This window comes from Gilliamella sp. wkB308, from assembly GCF_001690185.1.
Lineage (GTDB): Bacteria > Pseudomonadota > Gammaproteobacteria > Enterobacterales > Orbaceae > Gilliamella > Gilliamella apicola_I.
This window is the reverse complement of the sequence record NZ_LZGN01000037.1, coordinates 86,450-106,010: the sequence shown is the minus strand read 5'-3', so window position 1 is coordinate 106,010 and position 19,561 is coordinate 86,450. Positions and strand designations below refer to the sequence as shown.

Genomic DNA, 19,561 nt, shown 5'->3' with positions numbered 1-19,561 from the left:
TTTAACATATTGCTGGTATTCATTTTTTTTATTACTCTTGAGGATAACCTTGTGGGTTATTCGATTGCCAATTCCAAGAATCTCTGACCATATCATCAAGCGTTAATTGAGTTTTCCACCCGAGTATTTGTTCTGCTTTTTTTGCATCTGCCCAAAATGCGGGTAGATCGCCTGCACGTCGGGGTGCATAATGCCACGTTAACGGTTTTCCTGATGCTTTCTCAAATGCTTCAATGACTTGTAAAACACTGTACCCAACACCTGATCCTAAGTTATAAATATGGACACCGGGGTGATTATGATCAGCTTTTAATGCGGCGATATGTCCATCGGCTAAGTCAACAACATGAATAAAATCACGAACACATGTTCCATCTTGTGTCGGATAATCATTTCCAAACACCGCCAATGATTCTCTTTTTCCTACAGCAACTTGGGTAATAAATGGCATAAGATTATTAGGAATCCCAAGAGGATCTTCGCCTATTAAACCACTAGGATGAGCCCCTACAGGATTAAAGTAGCGTAGTAGGGTCAATGACCAGTCAGGTTCGGCAATAGCCAAATCCATAATACATTGTTCGACCATTAACTTACTTTTTCCATAAGGACTGGTTGGTAAACCTTGTGGCAGCGTTTCAACATAAGGTATGGGGGCTAATTCACCATAAACGGTTGCGGATGAACTAAAAACTAATTGTTTGACGCCTGCATCACGCATTGCTTTCATTAACACAATGCTGCCATAGACATTATTTTCATAATACTCAAGTGGTTTATATACTGATTCACCGACGGCTTTTAAACCCGCAAAATGAATCACTGCTTGAATATCATGTTCTTTAAAAATTTGTGCTAATAAATTGGCATCTCGTACATCACCTTGATAAAAATGGATTGGCTGATGCGTAATTTTTTGGATTCTTTTTAATACTGATGCTTTACTATTGAATAAATTATCTATCACAATTGGCGTATAACCTGCTTTAATCAATTGAACACAGGTATGACTACCTATATATCCACAACCACCAGTAACTAATACTTTCATATTGAAACCTCAATTTATTTTAAATTGTTAAAAATTTGGCTATTGTTGTATTTCAGACGGGTGTTTATTTTTATGAATGAATAGATCCCAAGGTCCTCGTCCGGATAAAGTGAAAGATGATATAAGCGTAAAACTAAATGCAATCAAACCAAGCACCAGATAGGCACCTGTAAATCCAATTTCGACATACATTAGACCTGCAAGTGTGGACATAAACATCGTTGAAAGTTGTTTAGCAAAACAAAATGCAATTAAATAAACGGTTGCCGATAATCGTATAGGAAAGTGTTTAGTAATATATTTAAATGCCCCGACAAGTAATAGTGGCGCTTCAAACATGTGTAAGGTTTTTAGAATAATAACTTCAACTGCGTTGCTGGCAAACGCTGAGCCAGTTATACGAATTGACATAATAGCACCGGCTACTAATAACGTATTTTTGCTACCGATTTTTTTCACAATCCATGGAGCAAAAAACATGACGGTTGCGTTTAAAATTTCACCAAGTGTTGTGACATAACCAAAGGCTTCTCGACCGATTTGTTCACTCGAAAAAAACGACGTAAAAAAGTTAGCAAATTGTTGATCAAAAACATCATAAGTACAGGCAACACCGATAATATAAAGCATAAAAAACCATATTTTAGGCATTTTTAATAAATCGACAGCTAGTTTTAAATTAAATGAGTCACTTTTATTTAACCCCATTTGTTCAACGACATCGGTTGTAGAAGTTTTTGCCGGATCCGCTAATTTCACTAAAATGAGTAGGATTAATGCAAATCCAGAACAAAGCCAATAAACTGCGTTGACGTTTTTCGAAATCATAATTCCAACAAATGATGCACAAATTGCCCAACCAAAACAGCCAAACATGCGACAACGCCCAAATTCAAAACCACTGCGCCGACTTATTTTTTCAACCAAGGCTTCAATAGCAGGCGCCCCACCACTAAAAACCATGCCAAGATAAAACCCTCCTACTATTGCCCCGACCGTGACATTAAATTGTAGAAGTGGCCCTAATACATAAATAAAAAATGGTCCAAACATGACTAACAGTAGAGTAATAAGCCAAAGGAGATGTTTTTTCAGTCCTAATTTATCTGAAATTAAACCGAATAAAGGTTGGAAGAGTAATGCAAAAAATGAAATAAACGAAAAAACATAGCCAGTTTTTGCTTCATCAAGCCCGTTCATTTTTAGCCAAACGGGAAAGAATGGGCAATAGGCGCCCATAATAAAAAAGTAGAGAAAGAAATAAAAACTGAAAATCCAATAATTCTTATTATGCATTGTAGCCTTAATATTTTGATTCATAATTTACTTCCTTTAATCAAATTTGAATGAACCTGCATTCATTAGGAAATCGTTTAGATATTTTTTAATGGATGAACCTGCTTCTCTTTTATAGAGGATAGTATCACCATAAAATGATGAAAAAAGTGATCTAGATAACACTTTATGAAATCGATTACATTATTTTTGTTGTTTATGTTTAGGATGATTTGTTGATACGATGTTTTAATTCAACTCAATAAATTAAAGAAGATAACTCTATTCTATTTAATATTATCAATTAATTGATGAGACATTTCTGCTTACAACAAAATGATGAATAGCGACAATAGGCAGGTTACATGTTGAGCGAAACAAGATTACTTTTGTGGTATCGATTACATTAATGGGTAAGAAACCGTTTTTATTCATGTTATCTACTGATTGACGATAAGGTCGGGGATAGCAATTAGGTGAGATAATATAAAAAGGGGCGTTTAACAATAACAGAAAGTTAAATGTCAAAATCATCTCACGCCATGGATAATAAATGCTGACGTGAGAAATGAATTGAATAAATTATCCTTTAAACATGTTTAAACGCTGCTCAAAATCATGCCAGTCATAAAATCCATCTTGATTTTGCTTAGCATTTTTAAGCTGCAACGTAAAGTGTTGTGGTGGATTATCCATACTAATGTGAGCACCGGTAAAGAGTTGTTCAAAGCTTTGATAAACATATTCGGCTTTAAAATAGTGTGTTCCAGACTCTAAATGACGAAAACGTTGTAAAATTACCTTACCACCAATAGGCGTTGTTTCATATTGATTCGGTAACTGATAAGGTTCAAAGTCTAATGCGCCGAATAATGATGCAATGGTACTATCATGTCCCACAAGTAAATGAATTTTTCGATCATCATGATGCATAAGATTGTTTATCATATTAATCAATTCGGTAGCTGAATGTTTGGCAAGCGTTTTAGTTCGACAGATCAAGTTTAGATATTGATTACGTATCTGAATAAGTTGTTGCCATTGCGCTTGGCTATTGATTCTTCCCCACGCAATCTGTTGTTTGGAAAACCCCGAATAATATTGTAATAAAAATGCATCTACGGCACTAACGCCAATCGCTAATGCACCCAAAAGAGCAGGTTCTTCATGTTTTTTCAAATAAACTTCAACAGGAATATCGGCTAAATCACATTGATATTGTGCATAAAATTTGGAATGTTTATAGTCTAAAATATCGGCTAGAATTTCAAAAGCAGGCGCTAAATTTTTAGAGATTGATTCTGCTGTGACAGTTTCATCAATGTCCTTAATAACAGCTTGTTTAAATTCGTCAGAATCGATGCGTAAACTCGGGTCAAATATGGAATCCATTTTTTCAATGGGGTGTTTATGTTTGATGGGGATGTCATATCCTGCAAAAGCACCGGCTGTCAAAAATTGTGCTGTAGCAACCGTTCTTTGTAAACTATTTGCATACACAAACACATCAGAAGGGCTTGCTGTATATTGAAGATTTTGATTATCAAGCCATGTTGCTAGGTATCGCCCAAAGTAAACTTCTAGCGCCCCACCTCGGGTAGTTAAATAACCATAAGGATGATCCCATTTAGGCCATTTAAACGGCGTGGCTTGTTCTAAAAATTCAAGTGTATTTTGTAATGGTGTGCGGATTCCATGTCGACTTAAAATGACGACTTTATCCAATTGATAGCGATTGTTCATTATTGTTTCACCCAGCCTTGTTGATGTAAATAGTTGAGAATAAATTCTCGTTGTCCTTTGTAGATCGTTTCAGCTATTTTGTCACTCCATCCGCCTTCTTTTTGATTAGAACCACGTGTTTGATAATAATTCTTTATTTTCTCGTCATACTGTGTCAATAATGTCTGATTGATTGGCTGATATTGATTTTCAAAAAAGACTAATTCACTCGGTAATCTTGGTTTCATTTCGGGGTCTTGATCTGGATACCCAATACAGAGACCAAAAAGGGGAATAACATATTTTGGCAAGGCAAGTAGTTGCGTGACATCCGCAATATTATTGCGTAAACCACCAATATAGACTGTTCCTAATCCTAACGATTGCGCTGCAATAACTGTATTTTGCGCCATCAAGGCGGTATCAATACAACCCACTAAAAGTTGTTCGGCTCGTTCAAGAGGAATGGTTGCATCAATTTGAAAATGTCGATTAAAATCGGCACAAAACACCCAAAATTCGGGAGCTTGATAAATATAATCTTGATCACCTGAATAGTGAGCTAATTTTTTTCGCTTTTCACTGTCTGTGATACGAATAATGGTTGAACATTGAAGAAAGTTAGAACTTGGAGCCGATTGCGCTGCTTGAATCATCGACGCTATCTGTTTTTCCGTTAATGGAATGGGTTTATAAGCACGAATTGAACGACGATGATAAATGAAATCAAGAGTTTGATTTTCCATAACGGCTCCTTAATAACGTTATTGTTTCTGAAACTGTAAATCCCACACCCCATGACCAAGATTCTGACCTCTTTTTTCAAACTTGGTAATAGGTCGGTCTGCTGGCCTTGGAATATAATCTTCAGTTAATGATAAATTTTTATAACCTGTCGCTTGATTCAACACCTCAAGCATATGTTCGGCGTAATGTTGCCAATCTGTTGCCAAATGTAAAACTCCCTTAACTTTTAATTTACGTCTGATAAGTTCGACAAAAGCAGGCTGAATAATTCGACGCTTGTTGTGCCTTGCTTTATGCCAAGGGTCAGGGAAGAATATTTGCACCTTATCTAATGAATTATCTGCAATCATATTTTCTAAAACTTCGACTGCATCATGGCACATCACATTTAAGTTCGATAATTGATTTTCTTCGATTGCCATTAAACAAGCTCCGACACCCGGTTTATGTACTTCAATACCTAAAAAAGATTTCTCGGGTGCATTTTTTGCCATTTCGATAAGTGATGCGCCCATACCAAATCCAATCTCTAAAATGACGTGTTGATTAGGTTCAAAGTGAATAGGGGAACCCGCATTATATTCGACACCAAAGACGGGCCATAAATTTTGTAAAGCTTGTTCTTGACCTTTGGTCAAGCGACCTTGTCGTAGCACAAAACTGCGTATTGTTCGTTTCGGTTTTTGTTCTTCAATATCTGTATGTAATTGTTCTGCCATTAGATTATCTACTTGTGTTGTAAAATTGATTTAAACTAATTGAAAGCTACCCTAAAATAGCGATGATTACTTAGTTTACTCGATTTTAAGTTGACGTCAAAAAACATATTGATTACCCATTGACTCTTACACTATTTTGCTAGGTAGGTTAAATTATTTTGATAATTTTTTATAATGTGGTTGAGCATGATCACCAAATGATTATATAATTGTCACTCCGATTTAACCGATTACGGATACGTAATCATGATTACATGCTTGAGGATTTCTCGTGCCTGATATGAAGCTTTTTGCTGGCAATGCTACACCTGAGCTAGCAAAGCGTATAGCTAATCGTCTTTATACTTCTCTTGGTGATATTGTAGTTGGTCGTTTTAGCGACGGAGAAGTGAACGTTCAAATTAATGAAAATGTCCGTGGTGAAGATGTTTTTATCATTCAATCAACTTGTGCACCAACCAATGATAATTTAATGGAATTACTTGTTATGATTGATGCAATGCGTCGAGCATCTGCAGGTCGTATTACCGCTGTTATTCCTTATTTTGGTTATGCTAGACAAGATCGTCGAGTGCGTTCTGCACGGGTTCCGATCACAGCTAAAGTGGTTGCTGACTTTTTATCAACTGTCGGTGTTGATAGGGTATTAACGGTTGATCTTCATGCTGAACAGATCCAAGGCTTTTTTGATGTGCCTGTGGATAATGTATTTGGTAGCCCGGTGATTTTAGAAGATATGCTACAACGTGATTTTGAACGCCCAATTGTTGTCTCTCCGGATATTGGTGGGGTGGTGCGTGCTCGTGCTATTGCAAAACTGTTAAATGACACCGATATGGCGATCATCGATAAACGTCGTCAACGCGCGAATGAAGCTGAAGTGATGAATATTATTGGTGATGTTGCTGATAGAGATTGTATTTTAGTCGATGATATGATTGATACAGCAGGAACGCTTTGCAAAGCCGCCGATGCACTAAAAGCTCGTGGTGCTAAAAGAGTATTTGCCTACGCAACGCATCCGATCTTCTCGGGTAAAGCCGTCAGTAATATTAAAAACTCAGCAATTGATGAAATAGTCGTTTGTGATACTATCCCATTAACAGCTGAAGTTAAAGCATTGAAAAATGTTCGTCAATTAACATTATCAGGAATGCTAGCAGAAGCAATTCGTCGCATAAGCAACGAAGAATCGATTTCTGCAATGTTCCATCAATAATTGATTTTTAATGTAAAGATGCCCCGTTTTTGGGGCTTTTTCAATTTAACATCGTCAAATAACAACAGTTAACAATTAAAATATCATGACAACCATAAAACTTATTGTAGGACTCGCCAATCCTGGAAATGAATATGCTCAAACTCGACATAATGCAGGGGCATGGTATGTTGATTTGCTTGCACAACGTTATCAACAACCATTAAAAAATGATCCTAAATTTTTTGGTTATAGTTCACGTATCAATATCGCAGGACATGACATACGTTTATTAGTGCCTACCACCTTTATGAATTTAAGTGGTAAAGCTGTTCAAGCGATGGCTTCATTTTATCAGATAAAACCCGAAGAGATTTTAGTTGCTCATGATGAACTTGATTTAAATCCGGGGATTGCGAAATTGAAATTTGGCGGGAGTCATGGCGGTCACAATGGTTTGAAAGATATTGCTAGCAAATTAGGCAATAATCCAAATTTTTATCGATTAAGAATTGGTATTGGGCATCCGGGTGATAAAAATAAAGTGGTCGGTTTTGTGTTAAATAAACCATCTAAGCCCGAGCAAGAACTAATAGATAAAGCGATTGATGAATCTGCACGTTGTACGGATATTTTATTATCACAAAGTCTTGAAGCCGCAATGAATCGATTACACGCTTTTAAAGCGTAATGCCGTTGATTAAGTCCAATGAATCACTAAATGCTAATGTAAAAAATCCACCCGAAGATCAGGTGGATAACAAATCACGTAACAATCTTTGATTAAGAAAATAGATGGGTAATATTACCGCCTTTTTCAGCAATTCGCTTAAATACTTCTTTAATTAACCAAGTATTCATTGCAGCGGTATCATCTGTACTACCCGTGTAATTAAGTTCTTGTGCCAATTTTTTACGAGCATCTAAACTATTGTCTATTCCTAATAATTTTAGAAGATCAACAATCGATGTTTTCCAGTTAAGTTTTTCTGGAAATTTGCTCGCTAAATTATTAAGAATTGACATAACATCCACGTCCGAAATGGGCGTTTGGTTGTCAGAATGTTGTTGATTTTGATTTTGGTCTTGATTCTGATTATTTGACGCGGCATCTTTATCATGACCGGTAATATTGTTGACTTGATTTTTAACGGCATCAGCGACATTACCGACAGCCGCTTGAGCACTTGGAAAGATTTTAGAAAAAATATTATTTAAGATACCCAAATTACACCCCCCTATGTTTAAACTGCTTTTGAAAAAAAGTGCTTAACTATTCAGATGTACAAAATATCGTCTTCAGTATAACGTTTAACTAACAATAGTGTCAAAGAAGTTCTGGATTTATAGCATTTTTTGTTGTTAATTCAGTGAGTAAATAACTTAAATGCACGAATAAATTTTTCTATAAAAAAACTGTCTTGGCGTTTCAAATTATGATAACTATGGATAAACCTAGATTGTTTACCATTCACTATTAGTGAAATTAACACTACTAATCCTATATGCCAAAGCTAACACCTTATACGCAAAATGATAATATGTTAGAGCCAGTTTAATCCGAGTGGAAAATTGTGTATGATAAAACAAATAATGTCACTGTGGCTTAGTAAGCGAAGGATACTTTTTGCAATCAATATAGTTGATGTTTCAAAAAATTTAGCTTCATTTTTTACTGTACGAAATTTTTTTTGTTTCACACAAAGTATGATGAAAACTACTGTCTTGATTATCATCAAACGAGTAACAATGCAGAGTCAATGGATCGAACACGATTATAAAGCCTATGCTAATTTGAGCGATCCGATTTCTAATAAGATTTAATTGAAAAGAGAGGTCAATCATGAAATTAATTGTCGATAATATGAGTTGCCAGCACTGTGTTAATGCCATTACTAAAGCGATTAATGATATTGATCCAAAAGCGAAAGTAACCATTAATTTGGCTAAACATGAAGTTGACATTGAAGGCGGAACCATTTCACAAGAAGCCGCTATAGAGGCTATCAATGAAGCTGGGTATGAGTTTGTTGGAATTTCGTATTAATTAACTTAGTTTAAAGCTGAAAAATTTGGACGTTAATTTTTTATTCTACTGTTTCCATTAATAAATTCAAAACGTCCAAAACCTATTTTGCATCCTCTTTCAATCACTCATGTTTTGAAGAATTTGAAGAATGTGTTTTCAAATATGCGTCAATTGTGTTTTTGAATCACCACCAACGATAAAAGTGGTGTGTTGGTCCAATCCCTTTACCAATGTTTAAATCATCAGCATGGCGAATGGCGCCATGAAGATATTCTTTCGCCTGTTTAACCGCATGTTCAAAGCTATTTTTAGGTAATAAAGCAGCAATAGCGGCTGATAATGTACAACCTGTACCGTGCGTATTTTTAGTTTGAATTCTTTGTGATGTCATTCGGATTGTTTGGTCTGAGGTGATTAAATAATCGGGACTTTCTTGACTGGTTAAGTGCCCGCCTTTCATTAGAACCGCTTTACAACCTAGTTTAAGTAAATCTTTCCCTTGTTTTAGCATCTCATCTTCATTTTTCGCTTCATCACAATCTAAAAGCGCTGCGGCTTCGGGTAAGTTAGGTGTAATAATTGTTGCTAGTGGTAATAATTGTTCTCGAATGGCGGTAATGGCATCGGGTTTTAAAAGTGCATGTCCCCCTTTAGCGATCATGACGGTATCAAGTACAATCGAAGGTATAGGATGATTTTTTAATAATTGATAGACAGTTGTAACAATTTCTTTATTCATTAGCATACCAATTTTGACACTATCAATGTGGATATCTTGATATAAGGTGTTAAATTCTGCTTCGATAAATTCGGGTGGAATTGCAAATACCGCATCAACGCCTTGGGTACTTTGTGCGGTTAAAGCGGTAATGACAGACATGCCATAGGCTCCGAGTGCCGAAAACGTTTTGAGATCGGCTTGGATGCCAGCTCCCCCACTGGGATCTGAACCAGCAATAGTTAGGGCTGTAATTGTCATGATGTTGCTTCCTATCTAGCTTGATGTATTTTATTGATTAGTGAGGTGGTGGCTTGTTCAATATTGGCTTGACCACAAATAGCCGATACGACTGCAACACCTTCAATTCCTGTTTGCATCACTTCTGTTACTTTTGTTATGTCGATACCGCCAATGGCAACAGCAGGGCAATGTTTGGTTTTGACTAATTGAGTTAACCGCTCTATACCTAGTGCCGGTGATGCATCTTTTTTGGTTGAGGTCGGATAGATGGGGCCAATTCCAATATAATCGACGCTTTGCCAAGGCACGGTTTCAAGTTGTTGCTGATTCGAAACAGATAGCCCTAACCATTTATTTTTGCCAATCAATCGGCGAGCTGCATCAACGGGCAAATCATTTTGACCAACATGCACACCATCCGCATCGACAGCTAAAGCAATATCAACATGATCATTAATCAATAAAGGTACCGATGTCTGACTGAGCGCTTCTTTTAAGGCTAAAGCAGCTTTATACCAATCTTTGCCTGTCAATTCTTGCTCTGATCGTAATTGTACAGCGGTTACGCCGTTGGCAACGGCAATTTTGGTGGTGTCGACCATGCCACCGATTCCCCCACATAGTGCCGGATCGAGCACTAAATAGAGAGTAAGATCCAACTTTTTCTGCATGTTATGTGCCTATTAGTATGATGAATAAAAGAGTGATAATTGATCTAATAACGATACGGCAAAACTGCCTAATCCAAGCTGTTTATTTGCCTTTTCTCCTGCTTTTTTCATCATAAAGCAAGCGGCTGCTGTGGCCAAAAGTGGATCGGTTGAATTTACAATAAACGCTGCAACCATAGCAGATAATGAACAGCCTGTTCCGGTGATTTTGGTTAACGCAATATCACCGCCTGCTATAGCGTAAGTGGTATGACCATCAGTAATATAATCAATATCACCAGTCATGGCGATGATAGTCTGGTAATCTTGTGCCAATTGTTTTGCATATTGTAAAGCGGATTTTGTCGAGTCTTGACTATCCGGGCCTTTAGATGATGCAAGTTGACCGCTTAGCGCTAAGATTTCCGAAGCGTTGCCACGAATAACGGTGGGTTTAAATGATAATAATTGATGCGCAATTTCGGTACGATAAGCAAGTGCCGAACCAACGGCAACAGGATCAAGTACCCATGGAGTTTGGCTCTGTTGAGCTTGGCTTGCTGCAAGTAGCATACTTTTGGCGGTATTGTGATTAATTGTGCCAATGTTGATCAGTAAACTATTAGCAATTTTAACAAATTCAGCCACTTCTTGTTCAGCAATAATCATTGCCGGTGAAGCACCAATGGCAAGTAGAACATTAGCTGTAAAATTTTGTACAACATCATTTGTTATACAGTGAACTAATGGACGTTGCGTTTTGACAAGATTAATAAAAGGTGTGACTTGTGTGATTTGAAGAGACGTGGTTACTGACATGTTCATTCCTTATTTAATTTATCGGGAAGAATTTGCCTATGTGAGGTGAAATGGCTAGACTTCCCTACGCTGGTGTTATCCAGATCAGGTTCAACGGGTAAACTCTCAGTTTTTTAATGAATAAAAAACACCCCGAGTCAAAATGATGTTTATATTATGAACTGTCTATTAGCTTTTAACAAGTTTGTATAATAAAAAATCTCGATTCAAATTTTATTGAAGTAATTTTTCAATATCCGTAATCGCTCTTCTATCAGGTAAGAAAATAATCAGGTGATCATTCTCTTCAATCGTTAAATCCGTGTTGATAATAATAACATCTTCATCACGGACTACTGCACCAATTGTTGCACCAGACGGTAGCTTTAATCCATTGATGTTTTTTCCGACCAGTTTTGAATTTTCTTTATCGCCATGTGCAACGATTTCCACAATTTCAGATTCGCCTTGTCGTAGTGATACAACTTTGACGATGCCTGTTTGTCTGACATGACTTAAAAGTTCAGAAATAGTGGCGTGTTGAGGTGAAATAGCAATATCAATCACACTATCATTAATGAGTTCTAGGTAAGCTTGTTTTTGAATTAAAACGATGACTTTTTTAGCCCCCATTCTTTTCGCTAACATCGATGACATAATATTGGACTCATCATCACCGGTTACCGCAATAAAAAGATCGGTCAGTTCGATCTGTTCTTGGGATAGCAATTCTTGGTCTGATGATTCGCCATGTAATACCGTGGTATTAAGTAACTGTTCAGCAATGAGTTCTGCGCGTTCGGCATTGCGTTCAATTAGTTTGACTTGATAATCATTTTCTAAGCGTTTAGCCAGTGCAAGTGCAATGCCGCCACCGCCACTAATGATAATTCGTTTATAGGGTTTTTCTAAACGTTGTAGCTCACTTGTCACGGCTTTGATATTGGTTGGCGGAGTAATAAAATACACCATATCGCCAGCTTCAATTAAGGTAGAACCTAGTGGACGAATAAAGCGGTTTTTACGGTAGATAGCAACGACTCTAGCTTCAACATGCGGAAGATGTTCTTTAAGCTCTGATAGCTCACTGCCAACTAGTGCGCCACCATAATACGCCATCACAGCGACTAAACACACACGGGTATCGTTGAAAGCGGCAAATTGTAATGCGCCTGGGTATTGAACAAGATGACTGATGTGGTTAGTAATAAGGTTTTCTGGTGCAATGATATGGTCGATGTTGATACACTCTTTATTGAAAAAAGGGTATCTTTCATCATTGTATTCTGGTGCACGGATACGCGCCACTTTTTGCGGAATATTAAACATGACATGCCCAATTTGACATGCCATCATGTTGATTTCGTCAGAGTTGGTTACGGCAACAAGCATATCAGCCGATTCAGCACCAGCACTCTCTAATACTTGTGGATAAGATGATTTTCCACAAATAACTTGTAAATCAAAGCGTTCTTGCAAAGATTGCAATTTATCATGATCTTCATCGACAACAGTGACATCGTTCTGTTTTTCAGTAACAAGATATTCTGCAAGCGCACTGCCTGTTTGTCCTGCCCCAAGAATGATAATCTTCATAACTAACCTATTTTAATTAAATGGCTCTTATATCTTTTATTGTCATGATGATAATAAATGCCTATATTAAGCCAATTAATACTGTTTAGTGTTAATAATAATTATGTTATTTGATTTTAGACTATACAAAACCGATAGCATCATAGACCTTTTTCAATGTGATATCCGCTTTAGCTCGAGCTTTTTCAGCTCCTTCTTTCATGATTGAATAGAGGTAATCTTCATCATCACGATATTGGTGATATTGTGCTTGTAAGTGACTTATCATATCAATCACTTGCGTCGCTACTTCCGTTTTAAGATGTCCATACATTTTACCTTCAAACTCTTTTTCAAGTTCGGTGACGGGTTTTCCTGTTACGCCAGTTAATATATCTAGTAAATTTGATACACCAGCTTTATTTTTTAAATCATAACGTACAACAGGTGGTTCATCAGAATCGGTCATTGCTCGTTTGATTTTTTTCTCGATGTCTTTAGGATTTTCAAGTAAACCAATCACATTGTTTCGATTTTCATCGGATTTGGACATTTTTTTCGTTGGATCTTGTAATGACATTACTCTTGCACCAACTTTAGGGATAAAGGGTTCAGGAACGGTAAAAATCTCACCATACAGGGCATTAAAGCGCATTGCAATATCACGTGATAGTTCAAGATGTTGTTTTTGATCGTCACCCACTGGCACTAAATTAGCTTGATATAATAATATATCGGCTGCCATTAATACAGGATAATCAAAAAGCCCTGCGTTAATGTTTTCGGCGTGTCGTGATGATTTATCCTTGAATTGCGTCATACGACTAAGCTCACCAAAATAGGTGTAACAGTTTAATGCCCACCCTAATTCAGCATGAGCAGGCACATGAGATTGAACAAATATAGTGCTTTTTTTAGGATCAATGCCACATGCTAAATAAAGCGCCATGGTATCAAGCGTTGCTTTGCGTAGCTTCTGTGGATCTTGGCGTACCGTGATGGCATGTTGATTTACAATACAATAAACGCAATCGTATTCTTGTTGTAAAGCGACCCAATTTTTTAAGGCACCCAAATAGTTGCCAAGTGTTAGTTCTCCTGATGGCTGAGCGCCACTAAATACAATCGGTTTACTCATAATTTATTCCTAATCTATTCATTCTGTTACTTTACTTGTTATTTTTTTGCCTCAGCTTTGGGCAGTGGTAACAAGGTTAATATATCTTTGAAATCGTCAAATAAAAAATCGGGGTCACTGGTTGCTATCGATACACCATAGTTGTAACCGTAACTTAACGCAACAGTTGGGCAGTTGGCATTTTTAGCCGCGGTGATATCATTTTTCGAGTCACCGACAAATAGTAATTGATCGTTAAAAAGCCCAAACGTTGCCATAACTTGATAAAGTGGAGCTGGATGAGGTTTTAGCTTGATAACATCACCCCCACCTAGCACAAGTTTGAAATATTCTTTAATGCCTAAAGTACTTAATAACGCAGGTAAAAATTGTGCTGGTTTATTGGTGACTAGCGCCAATGGATAATGATTATCATAAAGTACTTTTAAGGTCTCTTTAACATGTGGAAAGAGTTTTGTTTCGGCATCAATAACTTTATCATAGTGCAGATTAAAGCAATTTTTAGCTTGACTAAACAATTCTGCTGTTGGGGTAATATCGATTGCTTTAAATGTACGTTCTAACATAACATCGATGCCATTACCTACCCAATTTTTAACTTGATCTTTGCTAACAGTAGGTAATTGTAAGTCGGCAAGCATTTGCTGAATTGCTAATGCAAGTCCGGGTACACTATCAACGAGTGTGCCGTCCAGATCAAATGCTATTGCTTGAATGTCATCCAGTTTAGACATGTGTAACTCCTGCTAATTCTTTTCGCATGGCATCAATAACAGTTTTATAATCAGGTTGACCAAAAATAGCAGATCCTGCAACAAACATATCAGCGCCTGCTTGGGCTATTTCTGCAATATTGTCGACTTTGACGCCCCCATCTATTTCAAGTCGTATTTTTTGACCTGATTCAATAATACGTTGTTTAACTTGTCGTAATTTTTTTAATGTTGATGGTATAAAAGATTGCCCACCAAAACCGGGGTTAACCCCCATTAATAAAACAATATCAATTTTATCCATGACATAATCTAAATGATCTAATGGCGTAGCCGGATTAAAAACTAAACCAGCGGTACAACCATGATCTTTGATGAGTTGCAACGTTCGGTCAAGATGAATCGTTGCTTCGGGATGAATAGAGATATTGCTAGCTCCAGCTTTTGCAAAAGAGACAATAAGTTCTTCGACAGGTGACGCCATTAAATGGACATCAATAGGGGCTTTTACTCCGTAGTCACGCAGTGCTTGGCAAAACATTGACCCCATTGTCAGATTAGGTACAAAATGATTATCCATGACATCAAAATGGATTACATCAGCTCCTGCCTCAATCACTTTTTGGGTTTCTTCACCTAAACAAGCGAAATTTGCTGAAAGTATTGACGGTGCAATAATAAAATCTTTCATAACATACCTCTAATCATACAAGCCAATACTCAAATGTTTTTAGGATTATTTGTATAGCGCTAATATTTCATCAATTTTTTTTCGACCTTCACCATCACAACTAATTGAGCGTCGCATTTCAGCTCGATAAAGGTGGCGAGCTTTACGATATAACGTTCTTGTATAATCAGTATCATGATTGGATACAAGTACGGGAATATTGTTTTTATAAGCCATTTTTTCAGCTAATTTAGAGAGTTTTTTATGTTCTTCATAGCCAAAATTATTTGAATAATATGCCGTAAATCCAGCCGAATCATTTGGCGATAAATAGGGTGGATCACAGTATATCACAGAATTTTTCTTTGCTTTTTTCATTACCTCTTGGTATGGGGCACAAATAAATTCCGCATTTTGCGCTTTTTTTGCAAAAAAGTTTAGTTCTTTCTCAGGAAAATAGATTGTTTTATAGCGACCAAATGGCACATTAAAAAGTCCACTGTTGTTATAACGACATAGACCGTTATAGCAATGACGATTTAAGTAAATAAATAATAACGATCGTAAATACTGATCTTTACTGTAATTAAATACGTCTCGCAGTTGATAAAATGCCTCAGGCTTATTGTTCTGAGGTTGGAAAAATATTTTTAGATCATTAATAAACTCATTTGGTTTTGATTTCAATAAATTGAATAATTCAATTAAATCATGGTTAATATCAGCTAATAGGTAGCTTTTATAATTGGTATTTAAGAAGACCGAACCTGCACCAACAAAAGGTTCAATCAGTTGATCTCCTTCTGGTAGATACTGCCTAATGGTGTCCACAAGCTCATATTTTCCTCCAGCCCATTTTAAAAAGGCTCGTTGTTTTTTCAACGGATACTCCTATTTTGTCTTTGGTAGGATAAATGAACCATATCCTTTATTTTTCAGCTTTTTCTTTATTCACAGATGCACCAGATTTGACCCATGGATTATCCTTTTGTAAAACACTAGGTAAAGATTTTATAGCCTTTTTGGCTTCATCTGATGATTTATATTTACCTTTAATCAAAATAAACCATTTACTGTTATTACGTTTAGTTTCGTAAATTTGGTAATGAGTAATATTATTTTTTTCAACAAATTTTTTTAAGTTTTCAATAGATGATGAAGCACTAAGTTGAATAGTGTATTCATCATCTTTAATATAAATAGTATTGCTATTATTCCTGTTTCCGTTATGACTTGAAATAGTATTATGACTATTCGCTCCATTTTTCTCAGAAAGGGACGATGTTGTTGGTTTTTTTACAGTCGAATCATTTGATTGATTACGAGCTTTCCTTGATTCATCCATAATATTACTATTACTGGTTAGTGGCTCTTGACTGTCTAATGATTGATTCGATCTTGAAGCAGTTGTAGAGTTGGACAATAAACTTGAATCGGTAGTTTGTGTGTTACCCGATGCGTTCAACTCATCAGTTAAAGATTGATCATTGTTGCTGTTTTCAATATTTGTTGATGAATAACCATTGACGTCTGACGACGTCAATGATGTTGGTTCATTTTCTGTTGAAGAACTTAATATCACAAAACTTAGCGTTAAGAAAAAGATTACCAAAGCAGAACCAAGAATAATTAATTTTTTCTTGGAAAAATAATTAAGAAAACTTGGTAACTTGAATGAAGTTGTAGAGTCTTTATTCGCTTTTTCTGATATATAACGGTCATCTTTATCTACACGCATATTTACTCCTTAACTTGACATCTACTCTATAACTATTTCAGTATCAGTCATTATCTTGATAATAAGTAGCTTAAATTTGCTCTATTTTATCGATGATATAACCAGCTACACCTTTAGCACTTTGTTCATCTGTCTTAATAGTGATATCAGCAATTTCTTGATAAAGTGGTTCACGTTCATCAGCAAGCTCTTCATAGAGTTCTCGAGGGGTATTTCCTCCTTGTAATAATGGACGCCGTTTGTCCTTTTGAGTTCTTGCCATCTGTTTTTCAATGGTTGTTTCAAGATAGACCACTATCCCACGAGCAGATAAACGGTTACGTGTCTCTTTTGATAGAACCGATCCACCGCCTGTCGCGAGTACTACACCTTGTTTTTCAGTCAATTCATTAATGACTTTTTCTTCTCTGGCGCGGAATCCGTCTTCACCCTCTAAGTCAAAAATCCAAGCAATATCGGCACCTGTACGTTTTTCGATCTCTTGATCAGAGTCAAAAAACTCCATGCCTAACTGTTGTGCAATTTGTCGACCTATTGTGCTTTTTCCTGCCCCCATTGGGCCAATTAGAAAAATATTTCGCTTTTCTGCCATTGTAGTTTCATCATCTATTAATTTTGGTTAAAATTTACAACACAATACTAACTGACTGTGATCTTTCATTTCACAAGCAGTTAATTGTGTAACTTTTCTTGTATCTCCGTCTAACGACAAAAATTTAGGTTGGTAATTATCTCAATAGAAAGCCCCTTTTTGCAATAGGTATTTATGAATAGTTTTAGCTAATTCCTGCTTGATGCAAATCGTGAATATTTAATGCACCGACTAATTCACCTTCGTTATTAACAACTGGTGCAGCAGTAATATTGTGATAATTAAATGATTTTAAGGCTTCTGTTGCTTTCCAACTTGCGGGTATTCTATAACCAGGACTTGTCATCACAGCTTCAATACTGTCTTGTAATGTGCCATTTTTTAATAACAATCGACGTAAATCCCCGTCAGTAAATACGCCAATAATTTTATTATTATCCTGACATATTGCAACTAATCCCACACCTGTGCGGCTGAGTTCAAGCATAGCATCAAGTACTGTTGCAGTATGGGGAACTTTTGGAATCAAATCTCCCGTTCTCATGACATCTTTTACTTGATTAAGTAATTTCGCACCCAAACTGCCTGCCGGATGTGAACGAGCAAAATCTTCTTCATTAAAACCTCGGGCACGCATGACAGCTATGACGAGTGCATCACCCATTAATAATGTATTTGTCGAACTCGAAGTGGGTGCTAGCCCCATTGGACAAGCTTCTTTTTCGATCGATATATCAATCACGGCTTGTGCCGCTTTAGCTAAGGGTGAGTCTAAACCACCAGTTATGGCAATCACTGGCACTTTCATCGAAGCAAGTATTGGGAGTATAAAATTAAACTCTTTTGCTCGACCTGAATAAGAAATTAGTATTGCCACATCATTTTCGCTTACCATTCCTAAATCACCATGTAGCGCTTCGGAAGGATGCATAAAAAAAGAAGGGCTACCTGTACTGGCTAATGAAGCAGAAATTTTTTTTCCGATATGTCCCGATTTTCCAATACCTGATACGACAACTTTTCCTTTTGCAGTTAGAATAAGCTGGCAAGCTGTAATAAAATCTTCACCTAGCCGATTAGGTAATTTTTGAGCTTCATGAATTTCCAATTCAAGAAGTTCGCGACCATATTTTAATAATTTATCCATTTCAATTAACCTATGGAGTTTTTAGAAGGTATTTGTGCCATTTATGATCTTCAATAAGTAAAATTGAAAATAATAATATATATTAGATAGCTAACAGTGTAGCAAGTAACAGAGAAATATTCAAAAAGAAAGCGAGTTAATTTTTACGTAAATCATGTTTCTTATAAATTTATGATCGATCAAGCATTGGAATTTGGAAAATAACGAGGCATTAACCACCTAAAGCCACTTTTATTCCAAGTACGATTATAATGATACCCAGAATTTTATCAATGATGAACTGAATTTTACTGTAACATCGTTGTATCAATTGGGTTTGAAAAATAAAGACAACAAATGGCCACCAAAAAATCGCTTCTATCCAAATTATCAGTGCCACTAATAATTTATCAATGAGCGTTGAATCAGCACTAAGTACCAGAGTAAATATAGCCAGAAAAAACAAAGTAGCTTTAGGATTAAGTAAATTACATAAAAAGCCTTGAATAAACGCTGTGCCAGATGAGATCATCCTTCCATGTGTTCCATAATCTAAATAACGAGTACCACTATTTTTGGCAAGTAGTGCTTTTATGCCTATCCAGATTAAGTACACAGCACCAACATAACGTAATGCATTATAAAGTAATGGTGTTGCGGTAATCAGCACTGCAATTCCTGCAACACAATAACTCATGTGAATTAATATGGCGATAATGACACCCAAACACGTAAATAATGCTATTTTTCGGTTATAACTTAAACTATTTTTTAACACTAGAAAAAAATCAGGTCCGGGCGAAATCATTCCCAAAAAACTGACGGTAGTGACTATGATCATGGTATCAAGAGTCATATT

Annotated in this window: 21 protein-coding genes and 1 riboswitch; of the genes, 3 read left to right on the top strand and 18 right to left on the bottom strand. The window is 36.4% G+C overall.

The features are described from left to right. Window positions 1–31 precede the first annotated feature (31 nt). From galE to trmB, 5 genes are all read right to left on the bottom strand, one after another. Complete coding sequence (gene galE, locus A9G10_RS06880; protein WP_065558812.1) at window positions 32–1,051, bottom strand: UDP-glucose 4-epimerase GalE; 1,020 nt, start codon at window positions 1,049–1,051, stop codon at window positions 32–34. Between the two features lie 39 nt (window positions 1,052–1,090). Beyond that, window positions 1,091–2,371, bottom strand: a complete 1,281-nt coding sequence (locus tag A9G10_RS06875; protein WP_257006725.1) for an MFS transporter — start codon at window positions 2,369–2,371, stop codon at window positions 1,091–1,093. 537 nt (window positions 2,372–2,908) lie between these two features. Further along, a complete protein-coding gene (locus A9G10_RS06870; protein WP_081299121.1) occupies window positions 2,909–4,069 on the bottom strand; it encodes a histidine-type phosphatase in 1,161 nt (386 codons plus the stop codon). Further along, window positions 4,069–4,794 carry an oxygen-insensitive NADPH nitroreductase gene (gene nfsA / locus A9G10_RS06865; RefSeq protein WP_065558810.1) on the bottom strand — a complete coding sequence of 242 codons (726 nt, stop codon included), beginning with the start codon at window positions 4,792–4,794 and terminating at the stop codon, window positions 4,069–4,071. Before nfsA ends, A9G10_RS06870 begins: the two co-directional genes overlap by 1 nt. Before the next feature lie 18 nt (window positions 4,795–4,812). Beyond that, complete coding sequence (gene trmB, locus A9G10_RS06860; RefSeq protein WP_065558809.1) at window positions 4,813–5,514, bottom strand: tRNA (guanosine(46)-N7)-methyltransferase TrmB; 702 nt, start codon at window positions 5,512–5,514, stop codon at window positions 4,813–4,815. Window positions 5,515–5,785: 271 nt separating this feature from the next. Here trmB and A9G10_RS06855 point away from each other — a divergent pair, with 271 nt between their 5' ends. Both A9G10_RS06855 and pth read left to right on the top strand, forming a co-directional pair. Continuing rightward, window positions 5,786–6,733 (top strand): ribose-phosphate pyrophosphokinase, encoded by a 948-nt coding sequence (locus tag A9G10_RS06855; protein ID WP_065558808.1) that lies wholly within the window; start codon window positions 5,786–5,788, stop codon window positions 6,731–6,733. Window positions 6,734–6,818: 85 nt separating this feature from the next. Further along, the gene (gene pth, locus A9G10_RS06850) at window positions 6,819–7,403 is read left to right on the top strand and encodes an aminoacyl-tRNA hydrolase (RefSeq protein WP_065558807.1); all 585 of its coding nucleotides are present in this window, start codon (window positions 6,819–6,821) and stop codon (window positions 7,401–7,403) included. 92 nt (window positions 7,404–7,495) lie between these two features. On the opposite strand, the gene A9G10_RS06845 is transcribed toward pth, so the two are convergent. Beyond that, the gene (locus A9G10_RS06845) at window positions 7,496–7,939 is read right to left on the bottom strand and encodes a DUF3597 domain-containing protein (RefSeq protein WP_065558806.1); all 444 of its coding nucleotides are present in this window, start codon (window positions 7,937–7,939) and stop codon (window positions 7,496–7,498) included. A gap of 616 nt (window positions 7,940–8,555) precedes the next feature. Between A9G10_RS06845 and A9G10_RS06835 the strand changes: the two genes are divergently transcribed. Next, window positions 8,556–8,759, top strand: coding sequence for a heavy-metal-associated domain-containing protein (locus A9G10_RS06835; protein ID WP_065558804.1), 204 nt, complete (start codon window positions 8,556–8,558; stop codon window positions 8,757–8,759). A gap of 166 nt (window positions 8,760–8,925) precedes the next feature. Here A9G10_RS06835 and thiD read toward each other — a convergent pair whose 3' ends face one another. The 12 genes from thiD to A9G10_RS06775 all read right to left on the bottom strand — a co-directional run bounded on the left by thiD (window position 8,926) and on the right by A9G10_RS06775 (window position 19,558). Continuing rightward, window positions 8,926–9,723 carry a bifunctional hydroxymethylpyrimidine kinase/phosphomethylpyrimidine kinase gene (thiD, locus tag A9G10_RS06830; RefSeq protein WP_143425971.1) on the bottom strand — a complete coding sequence of 266 codons (798 nt, stop codon included), beginning with the start codon at window positions 9,721–9,723 and terminating at the stop codon, window positions 8,926–8,928. Between the two features lie 8 nt (window positions 9,724–9,731). Beyond that, on the bottom strand, window positions 9,732–10,373 hold the full coding sequence (thiE, locus tag A9G10_RS06825; RefSeq protein WP_065558802.1) for a thiamine phosphate synthase: 642 nt from the start codon (window positions 10,371–10,373) through the stop codon (window positions 9,732–9,734). A 12-nt stretch (window positions 10,374–10,385) separates the two neighbouring features. After that, window positions 10,386–11,171, bottom strand: coding sequence for a hydroxyethylthiazole kinase (gene thiM / locus A9G10_RS06820; protein ID WP_065558801.1), 786 nt, complete (start codon window positions 11,169–11,171; stop codon window positions 10,386–10,388). A gap of 44 nt (window positions 11,172–11,215) precedes the next feature. Beyond that, window positions 11,216–11,316, bottom strand: a riboswitch (TPP riboswitch). Window positions 11,317–11,384: 68 nt separating this feature from the next. Then, window positions 11,385–12,746 (bottom strand): Trk system potassium transporter TrkA, encoded by a 1,362-nt coding sequence (gene trkA / locus A9G10_RS06815; RefSeq protein ID WP_065558800.1) that lies wholly within the window; start codon window positions 12,744–12,746, stop codon window positions 11,385–11,387. 121 nt (window positions 12,747–12,867) lie between these two features. Then, window positions 12,868–13,863 carry a tryptophan--tRNA ligase gene (trpS, locus tag A9G10_RS06810; RefSeq protein WP_065558799.1) on the bottom strand — a complete coding sequence of 332 codons (996 nt, stop codon included), beginning with the start codon at window positions 13,861–13,863 and terminating at the stop codon, window positions 12,868–12,870. A 38-nt stretch (window positions 13,864–13,901) separates the two neighbouring features. Beyond that, complete coding sequence (locus A9G10_RS06805) at window positions 13,902–14,597, bottom strand: phosphoglycolate phosphatase (RefSeq protein WP_065558798.1); 696 nt, start codon at window positions 14,595–14,597, stop codon at window positions 13,902–13,904. Continuing rightward, window positions 14,590–15,267, bottom strand: coding sequence for a ribulose-phosphate 3-epimerase (rpe, locus tag A9G10_RS06800; RefSeq protein WP_065558797.1), 678 nt, complete (start codon window positions 15,265–15,267; stop codon window positions 14,590–14,592). Before rpe ends, A9G10_RS06805 begins: the two co-directional genes overlap by 8 nt. Before the next feature lie 45 nt (window positions 15,268–15,312). Continuing rightward, a complete protein-coding gene (locus tag A9G10_RS06795; RefSeq protein ID WP_065558796.1) occupies window positions 15,313–16,128 on the bottom strand; it encodes a Dam family site-specific DNA-(adenine-N6)-methyltransferase in 816 nt (271 codons plus the stop codon). A gap of 46 nt (window positions 16,129–16,174) precedes the next feature. Continuing rightward, the gene (locus A9G10_RS06790; protein WP_065558795.1) at window positions 16,175–16,984 is read right to left on the bottom strand and encodes an SPOR domain-containing protein; all 810 of its coding nucleotides are present in this window, start codon (window positions 16,982–16,984) and stop codon (window positions 16,175–16,177) included. Window positions 16,985–17,054: 70 nt separating this feature from the next. Then, complete coding sequence (gene aroK, locus A9G10_RS06785; RefSeq protein ID WP_065558794.1) at window positions 17,055–17,576, bottom strand: shikimate kinase AroK; 522 nt, start codon at window positions 17,574–17,576, stop codon at window positions 17,055–17,057. 184 nt (window positions 17,577–17,760) lie between these two features. After that, window positions 17,761–18,723 carry an arabinose-5-phosphate isomerase GutQ gene (gene gutQ / locus A9G10_RS06780; RefSeq protein WP_065558793.1) on the bottom strand — a complete coding sequence of 321 codons (963 nt, stop codon included), beginning with the start codon at window positions 18,721–18,723 and terminating at the stop codon, window positions 17,761–17,763. Window positions 18,724–18,934: 211 nt separating this feature from the next. Further along, complete coding sequence (locus A9G10_RS06775) at window positions 18,935–19,558, bottom strand: LysE family translocator (RefSeq protein ID WP_065558792.1); 624 nt, start codon at window positions 19,556–19,558, stop codon at window positions 18,935–18,937. Window positions 19,559–19,561: the final 3 nt, after the last annotated feature.

Excerpts from the sequence above, each read along its gene's own strand:
- galE (WP_065558812.1), bottom strand. The coding sequence starts at position 1,051 with ATGAAAGTATTAGTTACTGGTGGTTGTGGATATATAGGTAGTCATACC.
- A9G10_RS06875 (WP_257006725.1), bottom strand. The coding sequence starts at position 2,371 with ATGAATCAAAATATTAAGGCTACAATGCATAATAAGAATTATTGGATT.
- A9G10_RS06870 (WP_081299121.1), bottom strand. The coding sequence starts at position 4,069 with ATGAACAATCGCTATCAATTGGATAAAGTCGTCATTTTAAGTCGACAT.
- nfsA (WP_065558810.1), bottom strand. The coding sequence starts at position 4,794 with ATGGAAAATCAAACTCTTGATTTCATTTATCATCGTCGTTCAATTCGT.
- trmB (WP_065558809.1), bottom strand. The coding sequence starts at position 5,514 with ATGGCAGAACAATTACATACAGATATTGAAGAACAAAAACCGAAACGA.
- pth (WP_065558807.1), top strand. The coding sequence starts at position 6,819 with ATGACAACCATAAAACTTATTGTAGGACTCGCCAATCCTGGAAATGAA.
- A9G10_RS06835 (WP_065558804.1), top strand. The coding sequence starts at position 8,556 with ATGAAATTAATTGTCGATAATATGAGTTGCCAGCACTGTGTTAATGCC.
- thiE (WP_065558802.1), bottom strand. The coding sequence starts at position 10,373 with ATGCAGAAAAAGTTGGATCTTACTCTCTATTTAGTGCTCGATCCGGCA.
- thiM (WP_065558801.1), bottom strand. The coding sequence starts at position 11,171 with ATGTCAGTAACCACGTCTCTTCAAATCACACAAGTCACACCTTTTATT.
- trkA (WP_065558800.1), bottom strand. The coding sequence starts at position 12,746 with ATGAAGATTATCATTCTTGGGGCAGGACAAACAGGCAGTGCGCTTGCA.
- trpS (WP_065558799.1), bottom strand. The coding sequence starts at position 13,863 with ATGAGTAAACCGATTGTATTTAGTGGCGCTCAGCCATCAGGAGAACTA.
- A9G10_RS06805 (WP_065558798.1), bottom strand. The coding sequence starts at position 14,597 with ATGTCTAAACTGGATGACATTCAAGCAATAGCATTTGATCTGGACGGC.
- rpe (WP_065558797.1), bottom strand. The coding sequence starts at position 15,267 with ATGAAAGATTTTATTATTGCACCGTCAATACTTTCAGCAAATTTCGCT.
- A9G10_RS06790 (WP_065558795.1), bottom strand. The coding sequence starts at position 16,984 with ATGCGTGTAGATAAAGATGACCGTTATATATCAGAAAAAGCGAATAAA.
- aroK (WP_065558794.1), bottom strand. The coding sequence starts at position 17,576 with ATGGCAGAAAAGCGAAATATTTTTCTAATTGGCCCAATGGGGGCAGGA.
- gutQ (WP_065558793.1), bottom strand. The coding sequence starts at position 18,723 with ATGGATAAATTATTAAAATATGGTCGCGAACTTCTTGAATTGGAAATT.
- A9G10_RS06775 (WP_065558792.1), bottom strand. The coding sequence starts at position 19,558 with ATGACTCTTGATACCATGATCATAGTCACTACCGTCAGTTTTTTGGGA.